The organism is Rhodothermaceae bacterium, from assembly GCA_009838195.1.
Taxonomy (GTDB): domain Bacteria; phylum Bacteroidota; class Rhodothermia; order Rhodothermales; family Bin80; genus Bin80.
Genome location: VXSC01000037.1, coordinates 1 through 20,106, shown reverse-complemented (window position 1 = coordinate 20,106; position 20,106 = coordinate 1). Strand labels below are relative to the sequence as shown.

The following is a 20,106-nucleotide window of genomic DNA, read 5'->3' as shown; positions in this document are numbered from 1 at the left end:
CCAACTCAGCAGCTAATCAGCCGACTTGATGTCCAGCTGTCTGGCTTATGCAAACTCAGGAAGCGGCTCATCATCTTCCTCCTCTTCGTCTAGGAAGGGGTAGATGCCTTGCAGGAGCTCTTGGAGCTTTGTGCGTCCCCGATTAATCCGGCTCTTTACCGTACCCATAGGCAGGCCGGTGATGATGGCAATCTCTTCATAGCTAAGCTGCTGGATATCACGGAGGATAACTACCTCGCGAAAATGATCCGGCAATGCCAGAAGTCCCATCTGGATGTAGTAATCCTGGATGGCACTTTCTGCGTGCTTATCTGGCGAGAAAGTCTCATCGGGCAGGGGCATCTCGAACTCCTCTCCGTCACGGTTAAACGATTGGATAGAGTCCATACGCCGTCGGCTACGCTTGCGATATTCCGTTTTTGCCAAGTTTCCCGCAATCGTATACAGCCAGGTTGAGAACTTAGCAATACGCTTATAGGAATGTCGATTCCGGTATACACGAAGGAACGTTTCTTGAATCAGATCTTCACAGGCTTTTTTGTCGCCCGTGAACCGATAGAGAAAGTTCACCAAGGGACCGGTCCAACGCTCCCATAGAATATTGTACGCCTCGACCACACCTGCCTGGAAGTGTTCCATCAGGTCTTCATCGCACATATCCTGAAGAGCGTCAAAGCGACTCAGGGCGGTACGCCGCCGCGAGTCCTTTCGAACGATGCGTGTTATTTGTTTCACGTTACTATAAATCTTATTAAAGACTGAGGGACAGGCTCGCTGCCCCTTACGTACTAATGATGCACCTTGTTACAGTACACACTAAACGTACAGAACCCATATATCATTGTGGCACGATTTGCCCAATCTTATTCAAATTTTCACAAAACCCAGTAATTACTATATGGGGATCAGTACGCAAAAGTATAATATCAGTGCGGACCTAAATATACGAAATATGATTGAGGAAGATATTATCACAGCTTTAGGTTGCTCTTGACAGGTCTTTTGAGTGCGGAGCTACATACTTTGGATTTGTGGATTTACCAGCCAATCTCCGCAAAAACAGGAGGGATGGTGGTTACTCGCACGGACACATAGCGCGTAAGCGCGCCCAGGTAAAAATGCCACTGTTATGCCCATCATCCCAGATGAGACGCACCCCCACACTCCCTGCGATTTCGGCCTTAACATTTTCCCATCGCATTAAGGCAGGGAGGCGAAAAATTGCGGGGTCCGGGAGTTCATGCATTTTTTCGTGTCCCTGACAAGCAGCACAGGGACACGCACGCCTCAGGCCATCCAGTGGAAAAGTGCAGTGATGGCCATCAGACCATTGAACTTCCAGAGTCTGAGCATCTTTCTCAATGATCAGACGCTGGCAGGTTAATCCACCAGGAAGCAGACTCATTCGACGGCTTCCAATTGTGTGGTACTATTTGGTAGATCAATGGGGAGGGGATCTGGTTCCTCCGTAAAGGGATAGATCTCTCTGAGTATCCCCTGTAACTTGCTACGTCCGCGATTAATGCGACTTTTTACCGTTCCCATTGGAAGTCCTGTGATTTGTGCGATCTCACCGTAAGCCAGTTGCTGAACGTCCCGCAGAATTACCACCTCTCTGAAATTTGGTGGGAGCGAACCCAGTGCTTCCTGGATGTACTCATCCTGAAGAGCACTTTCCGTGTGTTTATCCGGTAAAAAGGTCTCGTCCGGCAGTGGCATCTCGTATTCCTCATTGTCCCTGCTCACGGACTGGATCGAATACATATGCCGACGCTTCTGCTTTCGATACTCACTCCGAGCTAGATTCCCCGCGATGGTATAGAGCCAAGTAGAGAATTTTGCAATACGCTGATACGAGTGGCGGTTGCGGTGAACGCGAAGGAATGTTTCCTGAAGAAGATCTTCGCAGCGTTTTTTGTCACCTAGAAATCCATACAGATAATGCATAAGGCGCTCACTGTAGCGATCCACCAGGATATTATAGGCCTCCACAGTTCCAGCCTGAAAAAGCTCCATCAGGTCCTCATCTACCATTGTATCCAGTGCGTCAAAGCGGCTGATGGCCGATGAACGCCTGTGGTGATCTCTGCGTACTATACGGGGTTTCTTAGACAAATTCTCTACGTATCAGTTTGAAGGCGGGGCGCACCAATGCAAGGGCCCGATCACGCCCATTTATGCTGAGGCACCATCATGCGAAGAAAAGCTCCTCACCCGAGGGCTTATTTAAATAATTCGGTTCAGTATTATGAAAGATACCGAATTGAAATCGAACGAGTATGGTGCGTAGAGAATAGATCACTTGATCCCCTTGCAGGGCAACTTTGTGATATGCATCATTCGGAGCTTTTAGCTCCTGGAATGGAGGGCGTACACTTACATATTACGACGTAAGCACATGAAGGACGAGATTTCTCAGTATCCCACAGATGGGATTCTGGATCTACATACGTTCCATCCTCGGGATGCCGCTGATGTGACCCGTGAGTATCTCCGTGCATGTCACAGCGAGGACATCTATCACATACGTATTATTCACGGCAAGGGCACAGGAACTCTACGAGCAACTGTGCATGCCGTGCTGGCGAAATCTCCACTTGTCGATTCCTGGAAGACTGCGACAGATTCAAGCAGTTGGGGGGCTACACTGGTGGAGCTTAAGCCTCGGATTGATTCAAGACACGCCTGAGGTCTTCGAAGTTACTGCGGATATGCTCAGCAGAAACATCTAGTAAAGCCTGCTCCGATTCGTTCAGATCGACAGTGATGATCTGTTCAATTCCAGAGTGGCCAAGGCGGACGGGCAGGCCGATAAATAAATCAGAGAGACCATATTCACCGGATGGGCACACGGCACAGGGGAGTACTCGGCCAGAATCCTTGACGATTGCTTCGGCCATTTCCGCAGCTGCAGCCCCTGGAGCATACCAGGCCGAGGTTCCCATGAGCTGTACGATCTCCCCACCCCCACTCTTCGTACGTTCGACAATAGATTCAATCCGATCTTCAGAGAGCAGTTCGGTGATCGGAATCCCACCTACGCTAGTATAGCGGGGCAAAGGAACCATCGTATCTCCGTGTCCGCCCATCAGGAGTGCCTGAATGTCCTTGACAGAAACTCCAAGCTCCATAGACAGGAAGGCCCGGAACCGTGCAGTATCCAAAACGCCAGCCATTCCAAAAACCCGATGGGATGGGAACCCGCTGGCTTGATGGGCTACGTAGGTCATCACATCAAGTGGGTTGGAGATCACGATAATGATCGCATCGGGGCTCTCCGCTACAAATGATTCCGTAACCGAACGAACAATATTGGCATTGATCTCCAGCAGGTCATCCCGGCTCATACCTGGTTTTCGGGGTACGCCACTGGTGATTACGCAAATATCAGAGTCCGCGGTAGCACTATAATCGTTGGTGACTCCCTTAACCCGGGTATCAAATAAGTGGATCGGGGCGGATTCGGCGATGTCAAGAGCCTTTCCCTCGGATAAGCCGTCCTTGATATCAATCAATACTACTTCTTTGACCATATCTTTACGGGCCACACATTCGGCAACAGTGGCCCCAACATTGCCCGCTCCAATCACGGTAACCTTATTCATGAGATACTTTCAAATAGATGGTGATAATTTGGAAGGCTAGTACGCACGAGTCGATGAATTTACTCACAAAATAGAGTCCAATGTGGATTAGAGATGCTGAATTTGTGATCGTAGATCTGGAAACGACGGGAATGCATGCGGATCAGGACCGGATTCTTGAGATTGGGGCGGTCAGGGTGAAAGGAAATAGGGTTGAAGACACATTCGAAAGACTGGTTGATCCCGGGTGCAAGGTGCCATGGCGTATTACTCAGATTACAGGAATTACTGCGGCCGATGTATATGGGCAGTCGCAGGTGGCTGATGTACTACCAGCTTTCATTGAATTCGTGGGGGATGCAATTTTCGTAGCACACAATGTTGCGTTTGACTGGAAATTCATTGTTTCAGAATTAAGTCGTGCAGGCCTCCCCGCACTCAATAGTCAGACTCTCTGCACGGTACGTTTGGCACGTCGTCTTCTTAAAGGGCTGCCATCAAGGAGTTTGGGGAGCTTGATTAAACATTTTGATATTAACCCAGATGATCGTCATCGTGCCCTCAGTGACGCACTTGCAACGCAGGAGGTATTGACCCAGTTACTTCTCATGTTGGAAAGACAGCACGAGATCACGGAGTTGGATGAATTGTTGCGTTTTCAAAATACCTCCTACGCGAGGAATCCAGCCGATCAGCAGCGTCTGGAACATATTCGCAAAAATTATCTGAACAAACTTCCACATTCTCCTGGAGTCTATCAGATGCTGAGGAAGGATGGGAAGTTGCTCTACATTGGTAAAGCCCGGGTACTCAGTGAGAGGGTTCGCAGCTATTTTGCCGGTACAGAGGGCCATGCTCAACACATCCGTGCAATGATCCGGCAAGTCCACGATATTGAGTGGACGCAGGCAGAGACGGAGTTGGAAGCACTTCTATTGGAGTCGCGCTTAATCAAAGAACATATCCCACCATTCAATAAAGCAGGGCGAAAACACCGCAGTCGGACATTTTTACGTCTCGGGGAAATTTCCAGCTCAGGCTGGGTGACCCTCATTAAGCACATACGGGCAGATGGGGCTAGGCACTATGGTCCAATGGCGACCCACAATGAAGCGATGCATTTAGCACAGGTACTGGTATCACTCTATGGGGCATCCCCAGACGCATTCCGATCCCCCGAACGGAATGGAATCGGGTTGGAGAGCTCCCAAATTGGTGGCCCTCTGACGGAGGAAGGGTTTGTGTGTGCAACTGCTTTTCTGGAGGGGCGGGATACACAAGCATTGTCTCTTCTGGAAAGTAGAATGAGGAAAGCGTCTCAACTCCAGAAATATGAACGCGCCGCGCAGATCCGCGATGAATTGGAGTTCATGAAAACCATCCATTCACGTCCACATTTTCTGCGCACAGCGCTGTTGGAAAGGACCGGTGCAGTGTTATGTACGTTGAACGGGAAAATAGAGGTACATTTCATGGCGTATGGGTTTCCGATTGCACATGCAGTATGGCCGTGTGACCCAGATACCTTCGATACAGCGAAATCCATCTTCCATAAGCGGGTACTTCATCCACCAGATCGGCTTACGATGCAGCAGGTAGATGCGATCACGGTGCTAGGGGCCTGGATGTTCAAGGAGCGAGAAAGTATTTCGGTGTTACCGCTGACATCTAACGGGTCCCTTTCAGAATTTGATGCTGCGCTGGAAGAGATGCTTGATCAAATACATTCAAGACAGTAAAAGTGGGATTTCGTGATTTTTTCAATCCCCTGTATAGTGAACGGCTGCGAAAATTTGCCTAAATTTGCCCAGTCTTGACTCGGAGCATTTTGCATGTTTGCTGAAGTGTTTTTTATTGCCGCCAGTCTCATTGCGGTGTTTGCAGCACTAGCAATGCTGATTTCACGCAGCCCCGTCCAGAGTGCATTATGGTTGATTCTTGTGATGCTCTGTGTGGCGGGACTGTATGTGACACTAAATGCTGAATTCATTGCGGTTGTGCAGGTCCTAGTCTACGCAGGTGCAATTATGGTCCTGTTTTTATTTGTCATCATGCTACTCAACCTGAGTGCAGTCCCTGAAGTTGACCGGGTTGATGCGAAGAAAGGGGTCGGGTTTGTTTTGTTCACAGTGATTCTGGCTCAGATGGTTTACGTGACGGCAACGACCTCAGAGTCATTGTCGTCAGCAGTCGTAAATACAGAAACCGGATCTGCATTGAACATCGCGGAGGCACTTTTTACACGTTATGTGCTCCCGTTTGAGATTATCGGGATCCTTCTTCTGGTCGCAACTGTGGGGGCGGTGATGCTTGCAAAGCGCACGTTTGAATAGAACCTGATGGGAATTCCTCTTACATGGTATTTGACGCTCAGTGCAGTACTCTTCTCTATTGGAGTGATAGGGGTTTTGTACCGAAGCAATCTGATCGTGATCTTGATGTCAATTGAGCTCATGCTGAATGCAGTGAATATTACTCTGGTTGCATTCGCTCAATTTATGGGGGACGTATCTGGTCAGATTCTGGTGTTTTTTGTAATTTCGGTCGCCGCTGCTGAAGCTGCGATCGGTCTCGCCATTGTCATCGCAATCTTCCGGAATAAGCTTACAGTCGATGTTAATGATATCAAATTGTTTAGGCACTGAGCCAATCAATGTCCACTGATTTGACTGTTCAGCTTATTGTTCTACTGCCGCTCATAGGGGCTGTATTACTGGGAATTATCCCTCTATTTGCGCGTGGCTTACGCGTCCACAAGGGGTTATTGGGGACCGTCGGGACATTGATGGTCGCAATTCCCTTTGGGCTTGCAGCGATGCTTTTTTCCCAAGGGACAGATACCGCATCCATTACTTCCGTCTATACCTGGATGGGCGCGGGTGACTTTTCGGTTGATATTGCCTATCGGATTGACCAGCTCTCGCTGATCATGACTTTGGTGGTCACAGGAGTCGGGGCTTTGATTCATCTCTATGCAACCGGCTATATGGCAGAGGACAGATCTTTTTGGAAGTTCTTCGCGTATTTGAACCTGTTCATCTTCATGATGCTGAACCTGGTTCTGGCAGACAATCTGTTACTTCTGTTTCTGGGCTGGGAAGGAGTGGGACTCTGCTCATATCTCCTCATCGGATTCTGGTATGAGGAACGCAAGAACAGTGCAGCGGCAACGAAGGCATTTATTGTGAACAGGGTAGGGGATTTTTGCTTCCTCATTGCCATGTTCATTCTGGTTCGGGAAGTCGGAGGACTGGACTTCAGCAGTGTACTATCGGGTGCAGAGGCGATGTCGGAAGGCACCATTATGGTCGTGGTCTTCCTCCTGTTTTTGGGGGCGACCGGAAAGAGTGCACAGATTCCCCTATTCATTTGGCTTCCTGATGCAATGGCAGGTCCAACGCCTGTCTCCGCGCTGATTCACGCCGCGACCATGGTCACCAGCGGCCTCTATCTATTGGCAAGGCTCTCGCCTCTGGTGCTGATGGCCCCAGAGGTAATGGCAGTGATTGCTGTGGTGGGTGCAGTGACAGCGATTGTGGCAGCGACTATTGCTTTGACGCAACGTGACATCAAACGAGTTCTTGCCTATTCAACGGTATCCCAGCTAGGGTACATGTTCATGGCGGCAGGGGTAGGGGCATTTTTTGTCGCAATCTTTCATGTCGTTACCCATGCGTTCTTTAAGGCCTGTCTGTTCCTAGGCTCGGGGAGTGTGATTCACGGGATGCATCATGTCGAGCATGATCTCCGGCACGAAGGCTACGATGGCGATTTTGATGCGCAGGATATGTACTTCATGGGAGGGCTAAAACAATATATGCCCATTACCCGATGGACCTATCTCTTGTCTACGCTTGCCATCGCGGGAATCCCATTGACGGCGGGATTCTTTTCGAAAGACGAAATCCTGTTCAAGGCATTTGAGTATGGATACGATGGGAACATGTATGCATGGTTTGTCTGGGGTATTGGGATTATTACCGCGCTTCTGACCGCATTCTACATGATGCGTTCGTACATGCTGACTTTCGAAGGGAAAGCCAGATGGCCCATGCAGGACAAATTGCATCCTCATGAGTCGCCGTGGTCAATGACGCTACCGCTTGTAATTTTGGCTGGATTGTCCATGATCGGAGGAGCGATTGGATTCCCTAAAGTAGCCGAAAAGATTGGGTTGTCGAACTGGATCCATGATTACCTTGTCGGACATGGAGATCATTTAGGTCCGGTTGCTGAGCCCGGAGTCCATGCTCATGTAAGTGTTTCGGTTGAAATTGGGTTAATAGTGCTGGGCTCGCTCATTGCCATCGTAGGAGTCTTGTGGGCATGGAGATTCTTTGCGAGGTATGAGTTGGGTGGGGATCAGTTGATTCAGGGCAGCTTCGGTGCGCTTTACCGCTGGTGGCAATCGAGCTACTATTGGGACGAGTTTTATAATCGGGCGATTGTTCGACCAGTGATTGGGGGTGCACAGAAGGCATTTGCACCGTTCGATCAATATGTCGTGGATGGATTGGTGAATGCGGTGGCACGGGTATCCATGGTATTCAGTTGGTTATTTGGACGATTACAAACAGGGGTTGTGCAGAATTATGCACTGGCAATCCTGCTTGGGTCTGTTTTAATGATTGCATTATTTCTCCTTTAATATCAAGTAGCATCCGCGATGGAGTTCGCAAACCTCTTGACGGCAATCATTTTTCTACCTTTGGTAGGAGCACTCTGTATGCTTTTTGCGCCGAGTGATCGCTCGGTGCGCTGGTTTGCGCTGCTCGTCGCGTTGAGCACGTTTCTGCTGTCACTCCCGCTTTGGTTTGGATTTGATGTAGCTAATGCAGCCGATTTGCAATTTCGCGGTGTGGAGTTTCCGTTGATTTCTGAAAGTCTGGATGTACGCTATCTCATCGGAATTGACGGGTTTAGCCTGCTGCTGTTGTTGTTGACCACATTTTTGGGCCCAATCGTTGTCTTGTGTTCCTGGACCTATATCAAAGAGAATATCAAGGGATACTATGTATTGCTCTTGGTCCTGCAGACTGGCATGACGGGGGTGTTCTGCGCCTTTGATGTCCTTCTCTTTTACATTTTCTTCGAGCTAACCCTGATTCCGATGTATTTCCTCATTGGGATCTGGGGAGGAGAGCGTCGGATTTACGCGGCCATCAAGTTTGTGATCTACACGATGGCAGGCTCTCTTTTGATGCTAGTTGCAATTCTATATCTTGGATACGCAGCAGGAAATGCGGTCAACGATGGTGTATTCACTACGAATTATTTCAAGCTGTTGGCCTTTAATGTCCCGTTGGGGATGCAGACCTGGCTGTTCGTTCTGTTTGCTTTTGCTTTTGCAATCAAAGTTCCGGTTTTCCCATTTCACACTTGGTTGCCAGATGCCCATGTGCAGGCGCCGACGGGTGGGTCTGTAATTCTTGCAGGCGTGCTGTTGAAGATGGGGACTTACGGTCTGATTCGGTTTTGCCTTCCCTTCTTTCCTAGTGCCTCTGTAGCACATACGCTATTGATCGGTATCCTTGCTGTGATAGGCATTGTATACGGGGCATTGGTATCCCGTGCGCAAACAGATGCTAAGAAACTGGTCGCTTACTCAAGCGTGAGTCATCTGGGCTTTGTGGTGCTGGGAATTTTTGCGCTGACTCTGGAGAGCATTCAAGGCGCCATGATCCAGATGATCAATCATGGAATCTCCACGGGAGCATTATTTTTGCTTGTTGGGATGTTGTACGAGAGGCGGCATACACGCCTGATGTCTGACTATGGAGGTATCGCGAAATCCGTACCGGTACTGACATTCTTCATGGTACTGACAGCACTGGCGAGTGCAGGGCTTCCGGGGCTTAACGGCTTCGTTGGTGAATTTCTGATTCTGGTCGGAGCATTCAGCAGCGAGGCGCCGGGGATGCCCGTATTGACGATTATTGCAACTACAGGGGTTATCCTTGCGGCAGTGTATCTGCTTTGGATGCTGAGTAGAATGTTTTTTGGTCCCCTAACGATTGAAGCAAACCGGAACATGTCAGATCTGAATCGCCGAGAACTTGTTATACTGGTTCCCATGGCATTGCTGATGGTTTTGCTGGGTCTCATGCCTCAACCATTTTTGAAGGTGAGTGAGCCAGCAGCAACACGCCTTATAGAAATTATTGAAGAGAAGCGTGCTTATGCGGAGATTGATGATGCCGATCTTCAGCGTACCTATGAGATGAGTCGGAGAGCAAACCGATCTTCTTCATCACCGAGTCCAACCACGCACCAACCGTAACAAATACCAAATTCCTCATGACGATTCCTCGCGTACTTTACTTATGGTTTGTACTGTTTCTTGTTATAGGTAGCTCTACGGCTTTTGCGCAAGAGGACGGTGCTACTAATGATACCGTCCACGAAGTTGATGGTAGTGCCGAGGAGGTGATGGAAAGTACAGAGGATGCGGATCACGCAGTGCAGGATGCAACTGCGGAAGAAGGGGATCACGAAGAAGGCTACGGTGGGGGGCATGCAAAGGTACTTCCTCCCCTATGGCTGGTTGCGCCTTTTGTGATTCTTCTTCTGATGATTGCAACCGGGCCACTTTTCTATGGACATCACTGGCACCACCACTATCCCAAGTATGCTGTGGGTTTGGGTCTCTTTGTGACGGTGTACTACCTGTTCGTACTGCACGACGGTATTTCGATGCTGCATGCACTTCAGGAATATCTCTCGTTCATCGCCTTGGTGGCTTCGCTATTTATTGCGGCCAGCGGGATCTTCCTAAAAGTCAATGCAAGGGGAACACCACTTGCGAATATTTCACTTCTTTCTGTGGGAGCAGTAGTTGCAAACCTGATCGCAACCACCGGCGCGGCGATGCTATTTATTCGCCCTTATATGCGTCTCAATAGGGGGCGCTTGAAAGCGTACCACATTGTTTTCTTCATTTTCATTGTTGCAAACGTCGGTGGCGCGATGACTCCGATTGGAGATCCACCGCTGTTTCTAGGATTTCTGCGTGGTGTTCCGTTTTTCTGGACAGCAGCACATGTATGGCACATTTGGGTGCCAACCTTAATCGTGTTGTTGGCCATTTTTTATGTGATGGACAGCCGTAACAAGGCAAAGTCAACAACGGATATTTCTTCTGGAAAAACCATTGAGTTGCAGGGGAACCGAAGCTTCATATTTGTTGTGATCATTGTCGTCTCCGTATTTATTGATCCCAATGTGATCACGGCAATGAAGGGGACACCATTTGACTTAGTTGGCACCTATCATCTTCCATTTGGGATTCGAGAAATCATCATGTTCTCGATGTGCGTGCTTGCCTTTAAGTGCTGTGATCAGGAGGCATTGAAAAAGAATGAATTCACGTTTGAACCCATCCGTGAGGTTGGCTGGTTATTCCTTGGCATCTTTGCCTGCATGGTACCGGCGTTGGCATTGATTTCGAACTATGCTGCGGAGAATGCTTCCGTTCTCACCGCAACGACCTTCTACTGGGGAACCGGTACGCTGTCCGGTGTACTAGATAATGCACCAACGTACCTCAACTTCCTTGCGGCAGCGATGGGCAAATTTGGTATGGACATAAATAATGCAGTGGAGGTGAAAGCATTTGCGAATGCGGACGCATCCATGCTTTATTTGTCGGCAATTTCGATTGCGGCGGTCTTCTTTGGTGCAATGACTTACATCGGAAATGCACCGAACTTTATGGTCAAGGCTATTGCTGAGTCCAACGGTGCCGATGTCCCATCGTTTGTTGGTTACCTAGTCAAGTACGGATTGACGATCTTGTTGCCAGTGTATGCTGTGGTTTGGCTAGTTTTCTATAGCGGATGGATCTTTTAAATAATTTCTTGGGCCCATGAATCGTGATCCACTTGATCAAAAAACATTGAATGACGCTCTTGCGTCGCTGCAGAACTGGGAGTTTCGTAACGATCGACTCACCAGGACCTTCAAGTTTGCAGATTTCCGGGAAGCAGTCGCATTCATTGTGCGGATTGGGTTTTGTGCAGACCATTTAGATCATCATCCCATCTTGTACAACGTATACAATCAGGTCAGTATTGAGCTCACCACTCACAGTGCGGGGAATCGGGTTAGCCAGATGGATGTACTCTTGGCACAGGCCATTGATAAGGTTTTTGGTAAGTAACATCTATGGAGATTTCGTCCGCATTTGATACCATCCTGGTAGATTTGGCCGGAGGAGCGTCTATTCTCTGGCTTTCGCTCGTTGGTGTGATCGTCATTGTGTGGGATGTTTTCCGCAACGATGCCCCCCAGTTGCCGTGGATTGCGGGGCTGTCGGTCGTGATTGCGATGGTCTTCGAGTTGTTCAAGGTTTCCGATCCATCTTCGACCGTTTTTTTCTCGCTCATTCAGACGGGAGGCCTCGCTTCGTTTATCAGCGTGACCATTTTAGTCAGTGCGCTCTTCTCAATCATTCTTTCAGTGCCTTACCTGAAAGGAATCCGTCGGAGTTACGGGGAGATCTACGCTCTTATGCTGTTTGCCACCAGCGGGATGTTAATGTTGGGGACGGCCAACAACATGGTGACTGTTTTTGTTGGTCTGGAAACCATGTCCATTGCACTCTATATCCTCACTGGCATTGTCCGAAGTGATGAGGGTGCGCTGGAGAGTGCACTCAAGTATTTTTTGCTGGGAGCTTTCTCAACTGGTTTCTTCCTGTATGGCATTGCTCTCATCTACGGTGCTACCGGGACGATGTATTTCACGGAGATGGCTGTTGGGTATTCTGTGAGTGGGTTACGCCCTCTGTTTTGGGTCGGGGTTGCCTTGTTTCTGGTCGGATTTATGTTCAAGGTTGGCGCGGTGCCATTTCATATGTGGACACCGGATGTCTATCAGGGTGCACCTACGCCCCTGACGGGGTTCATGGCGACTGCTTCGAAAACTTCCGCCTTTGCAGCGCTGGTACTCGTGCTCTACCATGGGATTGGAACCTTGGAACCTGGGGGTAGAGACTGGCAGTTGGCACTGGCACTCGTTGCACTGGTGACAGTCGTATTTGGGAATCTACTTGCACTGACGCAGGACAATGTGAAGCGAATGCTCGCATATTCCTCCATTGCGCATGCAGGGTATGTATTGATTGCATTGGCCGCGGGGACCAGTGAAGCGTATGCGGGAGCAGTTTATTACCTCTTGATTTATGCTCTGATGAATATTGGGGCGTTCGGTGCGATCGCATTACTGGAATGGGATGGCAAAGAAGGACGTATGCAAACCCTTGATTCTCTTGCAGGCATTGGTTTCAAGAGGCCTCTGGTCGGTATCACGATGGGGGTATTCATGTTCAGTTTGACTGGATTTCCTCCCTTAGGAGGGTTCTTTGGGAAGCTTGCGGTCTTTGCACCAGCGGTCGATGCAGGCCTGACTTGGTTGGCAATTGTTGGCGTGTTGGCCAGCGTTTTTTCGGGGTATTACTACCTGCGCGTGTTGTATGTATTCTGGATGAAACCCGCTACCGAGGCGGACCCAGCCGTCCAATCCGAGGCCTTCCCGATCCCCCGCTCGTCCTCCATCGTCCTTGTAACATGTGCAATCCTGTTGTTAGGGATTGGTTTGGTTCCAGGGATTCGGGATCTAACACTGTCCTTTTTTACGCAGGGTCCGCTTGCAACCCTTCCGTAGCCGTTCAAAATGAGAACACTGATCGAGGATCTTTTGCCGCACGCTCCTAAGATCGGGTTATACGTTACTCCCGAAATTCCCCAAAAAAGGTTAAGAGGTGCAACCCGTGATTATGCGAAGGATGCGCATTCTGAAGATATTCTCGCGCTATATGATGGTACGTTTCTTGGCAACGGAAAAGATGGCGCGGTTTTTCTGGAAGACCGCCTGATTTTTCAAAACTCAGATCTGGAGTCTCCCCAGACCGTATGTTATCGCGATATTGTTTTTATTGATTCTAGCCGGTCTAAGCTTCGCGGGGCACACATCGTGATGGAAGTAAACAGGGGGAGGGCAACCTTTTCAGTAAAACTTGATCTTTCAAGGCATCCGGAGAGCACTGAGTATATCGAACAACTGCTTCGAAATGTTATGTTGCTTCCGGACCCCTCTAACTCAAAGGAGACGGACTGGGCTGCAGTTTCGCGGGCCCTTGATCGCTTACGCTCTGACGGAAGCTTAACAGAAGCAGACTATAAGAAACTGATGAACGTCCGTTCTTAATCTGCTCCAGCCTATTCGCTTGTTTTCTCGAACAATCTGTGATGTTCGAGGTATCTTTCACCGCAACTTAACAACATTAAAATGCCTTTTGAACTTCCTAATCTTCCCTACACACACGGTGCATTGGAACCCTATATTGACCAGAGAACCATGGAGATTCACCATGGAAAGCATCATCAAGCCTACACCACCAACTTGAACAAGGCGTTGGAGGATCACGCAAGTCTGCAGTCGAAGTCCATTGAAGAACTTTTACGGGGAATTTCTGATTTACCGGAGGGAGTCCAAGGTGCTGTCCGCAACAATGGCGGTGGCTTCGCTAATCATAATCTCTTTTGGACAGTCCTCAGCCCAACCGGTGGTGGTTCTCCAGCGGGTGCTCTGTCAGCGGCCATCAACAGTGCATTTGGATCATTTGAGGATTTTAAGGCGAAATTCTCTGCAGCTGCGGCCACACAGTTCGGCAGTGGATGGGCTTGGCTCATTGTAGATTCCGAGGGTGCACTACAGGTGTATTCCACGGCGAATCAGGATAGTCCGTATATGGAGGGCCATACTCCTATCCTTGGTTTGGATGTATGGGAGCATGCCTATTATCTCAACTACCAAAATCGCCGCCCCGACTATGTAGCTGCATTCTGGAATGTAGTGAACTGGGCACAGGTCGCTGACAACTTTGCGGCGGCGACGGGATAGCCCTGACTTTCTGGCGGAAAAAAGTTCATTTAACCGTGCAAGCGAGGGTGTTGCCGAATTGAGGTACCGGCAATCTGATTTGGCCGAAGGTATGGCACCCGGAAACTTTCGTTGCTGGGTCTGGCCTTGTGCATTGCGGTAGTTCTCCACAAATCTTGCCGACGTTTTTGGTCGTCTTGCTTAGTAGGGTTGAACAAACGTGAAATTCGGGAGAATGAACCCACAGGTATACAAAAAAAGATCTTGCACAACAAGACACTGAACACTGCAAACGGGGTGAACGAAAAACCGTCTCCAGAAGGACCCAGAACAGGGGTTGTCAAATTATAGAGCTCGTCAAGCCGCCGAGGTCAGGATATTCCCGTTGATTAGTTATCTCGCAGTTGTGCTTCTTTCCATCCATCTAATACCGCAGCGACCCTCGCACATTCATTCCGATGTCTGCCAGCGCCGTTTCGTGGCCATGTGCCAGCCCAAAGACTGAGAAGCTCACCTGTTCCCACGGATGGAATTCGCCTCCCAGCCGGTACATCCTCCCCTGAGCCATCCGGGTGACCCCCACAATGGACCGGGCCGTGCCCTCTTTCCATGGAACGCCGTACCCCAGTTCCAACTCCGTCCGGTGCACATTGGCACCGATCGGCACCGCATCCAATGGCTGACCATAGATCGACATCCCCCGTCCCCACGATGGACGCACCTGCACCATCACTCCCTCCGATCGACGGCCCACCTGCACCCGTCCTGAGATTCCCCACTCCGTGAACTGCTCCGCCGTATGCATCACCAGTCCCTGCGCGTGCACATCCCCCTTCAAACGCCACGCCGGATAGTCCACCTGAATCCCTCCGCCAAATTCCAACCCGACGCCCGTCTCCGCACGCCCGCCATCGCTGCGCACCATCGCCTCCACATACGGACGAAGCCCTCGCCTGATCGTTGCATTGGCTTCCACCCCGGCCCGCACCCGGTACACCTCTGCCGTCCTATCCCGAAGCCTTGCATCCGTCACCAGAACATCTCCACGGTAGTTCAGCCCGATCCTGCCGCCGGACACCCAACTCCCCCGAACCCCCATTGCCCCAAACCGTGACGCCAGATCTGTGTCCAACTCCTGCATCTCCACCTGTCCGCGACCCGCACCCGCACTCAACCACACTTCCCAGCCCGCACCTGCATACGACATGTACGGATACACCCCCGTCAACCCGGACGTGATCTCGCCAGACTGCCGCATCACTGCAAACGATCCACTCCCCTGACTGTGCGATAGCAGCACCCCCGCCAGCCAACCGGCCCGCCACCGGTAGTCCGCCCCCACCATCGCTGTACTTACCTCGCCGCGCAGTGTCCATGCATCCGGGCCACCAAACTGCCGGTATGCCCCCCGTCCCCATACACTGAATGCACCACTGTAAGAACTCGCCGCCATGCGGCACCCCGCCAACAGTTCGCCCAGAGACGGATCCCATGACGAAGCCGAATGCCAGAGCCGGGCCGTCTCCGCACGGTCGGCCGCCCCGCACGCTGCACCCTCCACCCCAGAGCGGAACCGCTCGGCCAATGCCTCCACAATCTCTGCCGATGAGGTCCGAACAAACCGCGCCGCATACGCGTCCAGAACCTCTTCGCTGACCGTGGCTGATTCCTGTATCGTGGCCACTCCAACCCCCTTCGTAATCTCTGCATGCCCTGACGACTCCAGATGCACCGTGAACGTCTCCTCATGCCGATCCTGTCCGCCATGCAGCAGCGGAACCGTAATCATGGCTTCCATGGTTCCCGGGATCAGCGTCACCACCCCCGAAGACGCTTCATAGTCCTCCCCCGCCCGGGCTGTCCCGTCCCGGGTCCGGTACACAGCCGAGATCGACTGACCCTGCGCATGCGACAGCACGACCCGAAACCGGACCCGCTCCTCGTCGTCCACCACCACCGCATCCTCGACCCGAAGCGTCACCGCCCCGCCATCATTATCCAGAATCGTGCCCGTCCCCGTCTCTCGCGCAATGATGGCCTGGCGCGGATTTGACAAAGTGACCACAAAAGACTCATCTTCTTCCAGAAGTTCATCATCGGTGACCTTGATCTCAATCATTCCCCGGGTAGCCCCCGGAGCAAAAATCACAATCCCGCGCGAGGTCATATAGTCCAGACCCGCCTCCGCCTCCCTGTCGGCACTCGCATACTGCACGGTCACCAACTGATCAACGGGGCGACTGAGTCGGATGGGAAGCTGAAGAACCCCCGCATCTTCCAATCCCTGATGGTCGTGGATCGTGATCGTTGCCGGACGTTCATCATTGTCCATGATCGTCACCGTGCTTGTTGCCACCACCCCGGCATAGCCACCGCCCGATGCCGCAAGATGCAGTCCGACTGTTTCATCAACATAATCCTCGTCATCCTCCAGCGCCGTCAGCATCACCGGCTTCGGAGTCTGCCAGTCCGCTGTGGTAAACGTGAGCGAAGTCCGCTCCAGTGCCAGATCCGTCCCCGCGTGTCCGGTCAGCGTTACCGTCACCGGGCCCGATGGCTGCGCGGAAAGAACCACCCGGAGCGGGTGCGTGCTCCCTTCCTCCATCGTCACCGCCTGCTCCACCAAGATCCCCGCTGTATCGTCGTCCGTGATCGTTACCGCGGTCACGGCCGTCACCCCGGTGTAGCCGCCACCTGATGCGGTGAGCGTCAACGTCGCCGTGTCGTCCGCAAAATCATCGTCCGGCCCCGCCGTCAACACCACCGGCTGGAGAGTCCACCAATCCGCCACCGTAAACGTGAGCGAAGTCCGCTCCAATGCCAGGTCCGTCCCCGCGTGTCCCGTCAGCGTTACCGTCACCGGGCCCGATGGCCGGGCAGAAAGACCCACCGCGAGCGGATGCGTGCCCCCTTCCTCCACCGTCACCGATGGCGCAACCAGTATCTCCCCCGCATCGTTGTCCATGATCGTTACCACCACCGTCTCCACGATCCCGATGTAGTCGTCACTCCCGCTCGCCGTCAGGATCACTGGAACCTGATCATCCGCAAAATCATCATCCTCCGCCGCCATCGCCGTCACCAGTTGCCCATCATGCCAGTCCTCGGGCGTAAAGGTTAACGACATGGGATGCAGACTCAGGTCGGTTCCCGAAGACCAGTCCATCTGTACCGCGACGGAGGTGGACGGCTCCGAAGTCAGTGCGATCTCCAAAAATTCCTGGCTCCCCTCCGCCACCGAGACAGATCGGAGGACCTGGATCCCGGCTTGGTCGTTGTCGGCGATGGTCAGAGTGGCCCGGTGTGGATCTCCCCTGGCCAGCCTGGACGGAAGGGAGCCAAGGGCCACTGTGAAGGTCTCGTCTGCTTCGGCAACGTCATCCGCCACCGTCATGATCCGGTAGGCTCCGCTCGTCGCTCCCGCTTTGATCACCACCTGGGCCGGAGACGGTGCCACATAATCCCCTGCCTCCGCCGAGCCATCGCTCAAGGTCAACGGAATCGTTACATTCGTGTCCAGCGCCTTGGACAGCATTGCCGTCACCATGACAGAATTCCCCTCCTCAACCGGATCCGGAGATGCCGAGAGCGTCACGTCCACCGGGGCACGGTCTTGAATTGTGATACCCGCCCTCGAAGGGTAGCCATCTATTATCTTGGACGGCAATGGAAAACTCAAGCCAACATCGAAACGCTCCTCCCCCTCAGAGATCCCGTCATCCCGAATGGTAATCGTCCCCGATCCGGTACGGGATCCCCCGGGAATCGTAATGCTCGGGAGAGTAATATAATCGAACCACGCCAATGCCGGTGGGCGACCTGGACCATATCCCAAGGGAATAGTCACCGCATCCGACAGTGCCTTCGTCAACGTGGCTGTCACCGTGACCGACTCCCCTTCGTACACCAAGTTCGGAGATGCCGACAGTGAGACCGCCGGGGGAGCATTCGGGGAGAAAATCCGCAAAACAGGACATAAACAGAGAGGGTGAACATGTGGCAGTTCTGGTATTCCTATCAGCCATCCATAAGTAAATAAATCATTACTGTCATCCCAACGAGTTTTAATCGTTATCGGGGCGGACTCACTTGCCCCTGCCGGGATCGTGACCGACGTCCCGTCATCCAGGTCCAAAAAAGGACGCAGCAAAGAATCGGAAGAAATTTCAACGTCAACATCTTGTGTCTGCACCGGAGAAACCGTTGCTTTCACGGTCACTGATTCTCCTGCAATCACCGCTTGCGCAGAAAGGCTCAAACACCACGTCACCTCCACCGGGGAACGGCGGCCAAACTCTGCTTCCGACGGCAACAAATTCCCATCAATTGCCACCGCGAAGTTCTCACTGTTTTCAAGAGCCTGCAAATTCGAATTCCACAACACCCGGGGAGTCACGCCAGTATGGGTTATTGGCGTGGGCACTTGACCAAGGGCGACAACAGACAACAACACCCCAAGTCCAACGAAGATCAGGATGGGCCTAGCACAGGTCCTGAGGCTGCCACCCTCATCCCGGAGAAATAACATTACTTTGCTGTACAACGGTCCATATCCTTTTGGATCGGAAAATGTGTGAGTCTGCCCCAGCATTATAGGCAATTTTTCTCACATTGAGCCTCTTGCAAAATTCCAAAATCCAAAATCGAGGGAGCTCTCTACCGTTTATGCAAATAAAACAGCGACATAATTTGAATCATATCAGATTTTTTATAGATCTTCCCTGTACGCAACGGATTGGCACTCCATAAGATCGATCGATCTGTTTTTTCACACGAACTGAAAGTCGCTCCGCGCGGGATCTGTCCATCTACCTAGGTTCATTTTTGACGAACCGGCTAGGCGCAGCGATCAGGTAGCAATGGTTGCGCGACTGGGGGGTAGCGTGTCCCGCAGCGGAGCATGGCACAGGCCCACGCACTCACCCTGCGAATATTGTATAACTAGCGGATCATTACACCGCTATAGACAGACCCTCTCACTGGAGATAGTAATTACTCCAGTATTTTTCCAGAGATTCTATCCTTTATCTGTTATATAATGGGAAATATTGGCCATATTACTGTTAATTCACATTAAATTGAATCTTTTGGCCCGAGCATTGAAGTATTACAATTGCTTTAACGGCCAGCGTACAGCGCGAGACCCGGATGCTTTTTTCAAAACAAATCGAGATATGGGCGAATGAATAAATCCAGGGGATCTACGGAAAGGCGGGTAATAGAACCTCCCTCTGCATCTTATTAGGGATGTCTCGACTAGGTACTCCGTGGACAAAGCTGCTAATTCGCCAAATCTTTAATGGTCACGAGACCAACACGATTAGAACTGCTCTGGTGAATGAGCAGTTTGTTTTCACGGGTGACCCAGACATGTCGAATGATTCCTACGCCGCTGGGGATTGCCCAACTCTGAAAGGATTCTGTCTGGGGATCAAATCGAACCAGTGCATCGGGGCGCATTCCAGACTCGTTGTACCAGATCTTGTCGTTAATCACGGCCAGTGAGTACGGATGAGATCGTGGTCCGCTCGGCGAATCCCATTCTTTGAATTCACCGGTCGAAGGATCGAGGCGGCCAATTCGTCCTTTAGATCTTATAGCAGGACGGTTCTGCCTGATTAGCGCTACCTTAGCGCGATCC

General features: G+C 51.4%; 17 protein-coding genes. 11 read left to right on the top strand and 6 right to left on the bottom strand.

The annotated features are described in order from the left end of the window. Positions 1–45: 45 nt before the first annotated feature. The 3 genes from F4Y64_08730 to F4Y64_08720 all read right to left on the bottom strand — a co-directional run bounded on the left by F4Y64_08730 (position 46) and on the right by F4Y64_08720 (position 2,034). A complete protein-coding gene (locus F4Y64_08730) occupies positions 46–657 on the bottom strand; it encodes a sigma-70 family RNA polymerase sigma factor (GenBank protein ID MXX97681.1) in 612 nt (203 codons plus the stop codon). 418 nt (positions 658–1,075) lie between these two features. After that, positions 1,076–1,405 (bottom strand): DUF971 domain-containing protein, encoded by a 330-nt coding sequence (locus tag F4Y64_08725; protein MXX97680.1) that lies wholly within the window; start codon positions 1,403–1,405, stop codon positions 1,076–1,078. Then, complete coding sequence (locus F4Y64_08720; protein ID MXX97679.1) at positions 1,402–2,034, bottom strand: sigma-70 family RNA polymerase sigma factor; 633 nt, start codon at positions 2,032–2,034, stop codon at positions 1,402–1,404. Before F4Y64_08720 ends, F4Y64_08725 begins: the two co-directional genes overlap by 4 nt. Positions 2,035–2,398: 364 nt before the next feature. Here F4Y64_08720 and F4Y64_08715 point away from each other — a divergent pair, with 364 nt between their 5' ends. Further along, positions 2,399–2,689 (top strand): Smr/MutS family protein, encoded by a 291-nt coding sequence (locus tag F4Y64_08715; GenBank protein MXX97678.1) that lies wholly within the window; start codon positions 2,399–2,401, stop codon positions 2,687–2,689. On the opposite strand, the gene mdh is transcribed toward F4Y64_08715, so the two are convergent. Further along, positions 2,658–3,605 carry a malate dehydrogenase gene (gene mdh / locus F4Y64_08710; GenBank protein ID MXX97677.1) on the bottom strand — a complete coding sequence of 316 codons (948 nt, stop codon included), beginning with the start codon at positions 3,603–3,605 and terminating at the stop codon, positions 2,658–2,660. The genes F4Y64_08715 and mdh overlap by 32 nt on opposite strands. An 80-nt stretch (positions 3,606–3,685) precedes the next feature. On the opposite strand from mdh, the gene F4Y64_08705 reads away from it, so the two are divergent. The 10 genes from F4Y64_08705 to F4Y64_08660 all read left to right on the top strand — a co-directional run bounded on the left by F4Y64_08705 (position 3,686) and on the right by F4Y64_08660 (position 14,486). Beyond that, complete coding sequence (locus F4Y64_08705) at positions 3,686–5,323, top strand: hypothetical protein (protein MXX97676.1); 1,638 nt, start codon at positions 3,686–3,688, stop codon at positions 5,321–5,323. 93 nt (positions 5,324–5,416) lie between these two features. Further along, positions 5,417–5,917 (top strand): NADH-quinone oxidoreductase subunit J, encoded by a 501-nt coding sequence (locus F4Y64_08700; GenBank protein ID MXX97675.1) that lies wholly within the window; start codon positions 5,417–5,419, stop codon positions 5,915–5,917. A gap of 6 nt (positions 5,918–5,923) precedes the next feature. Beyond that, positions 5,924–6,229 carry an NADH-quinone oxidoreductase subunit NuoK gene (gene nuoK, locus F4Y64_08695; GenBank protein MXX97674.1) on the top strand — a complete coding sequence of 102 codons (306 nt, stop codon included), beginning with the start codon at positions 5,924–5,926 and terminating at the stop codon, positions 6,227–6,229. 8 nt (positions 6,230–6,237) lie between these two features. Beyond that, positions 6,238–8,232 carry an NADH-quinone oxidoreductase subunit L gene (gene nuoL / locus F4Y64_08690; GenBank protein ID MXX97673.1) on the top strand — a complete coding sequence of 665 codons (1,995 nt, stop codon included), beginning with the start codon at positions 6,238–6,240 and terminating at the stop codon, positions 8,230–8,232. Between the two features lie 18 nt (positions 8,233–8,250). Continuing rightward, the gene (locus tag F4Y64_08685) at positions 8,251–9,864 is read left to right on the top strand and encodes an NADH-quinone oxidoreductase subunit M (GenBank protein MXX97672.1); all 1,614 of its coding nucleotides are present in this window, start codon (positions 8,251–8,253) and stop codon (positions 9,862–9,864) included. A gap of 17 nt (positions 9,865–9,881) precedes the next feature. Continuing rightward, positions 9,882–11,432: a citrate transporter gene (locus F4Y64_08680; GenBank protein MXX97671.1), complete on the top strand. Its 1,551-nt coding sequence runs from the start codon at positions 9,882–9,884 to the stop codon at positions 11,430–11,432. A 16-nt stretch (positions 11,433–11,448) separates the two neighbouring features. Then, positions 11,449–11,742 carry a 4a-hydroxytetrahydrobiopterin dehydratase gene (locus F4Y64_08675; protein ID MXX97670.1) on the top strand — a complete coding sequence of 98 codons (294 nt, stop codon included), beginning with the start codon at positions 11,449–11,451 and terminating at the stop codon, positions 11,740–11,742. Between the two features lie 5 nt (positions 11,743–11,747). Next, positions 11,748–13,247, top strand: a complete 1,500-nt coding sequence (locus tag F4Y64_08670) for an NADH-quinone oxidoreductase subunit N (GenBank protein MXX97669.1) — start codon at positions 11,748–11,750, stop codon at positions 13,245–13,247. Between the two features lie 9 nt (positions 13,248–13,256). Further along, positions 13,257–13,790: a hypothetical protein gene (locus F4Y64_08665; protein MXX97668.1), complete on the top strand. Its 534-nt coding sequence runs from the start codon at positions 13,257–13,259 to the stop codon at positions 13,788–13,790. 81 nt (positions 13,791–13,871) lie between these two features. After that, positions 13,872–14,486 (top strand): superoxide dismutase, encoded by a 615-nt coding sequence (locus F4Y64_08660; GenBank protein MXX97667.1) that lies wholly within the window; start codon positions 13,872–13,874, stop codon positions 14,484–14,486. A gap of 403 nt (positions 14,487–14,889) precedes the next feature. Here F4Y64_08660 and F4Y64_08655 read toward each other — a convergent pair whose 3' ends face one another. Next, complete coding sequence (locus tag F4Y64_08655; protein ID MXX97666.1) at positions 14,890–19,056, bottom strand: hypothetical protein; 4,167 nt, start codon at positions 19,054–19,056, stop codon at positions 14,890–14,892. A gap of 689 nt (positions 19,057–19,745) precedes the next feature. Then, positions 19,746–20,106: hypothetical protein (locus tag F4Y64_08650; protein ID MXX97665.1), on the bottom strand; the 361-nt coding region annotated here is incomplete at its 5' end.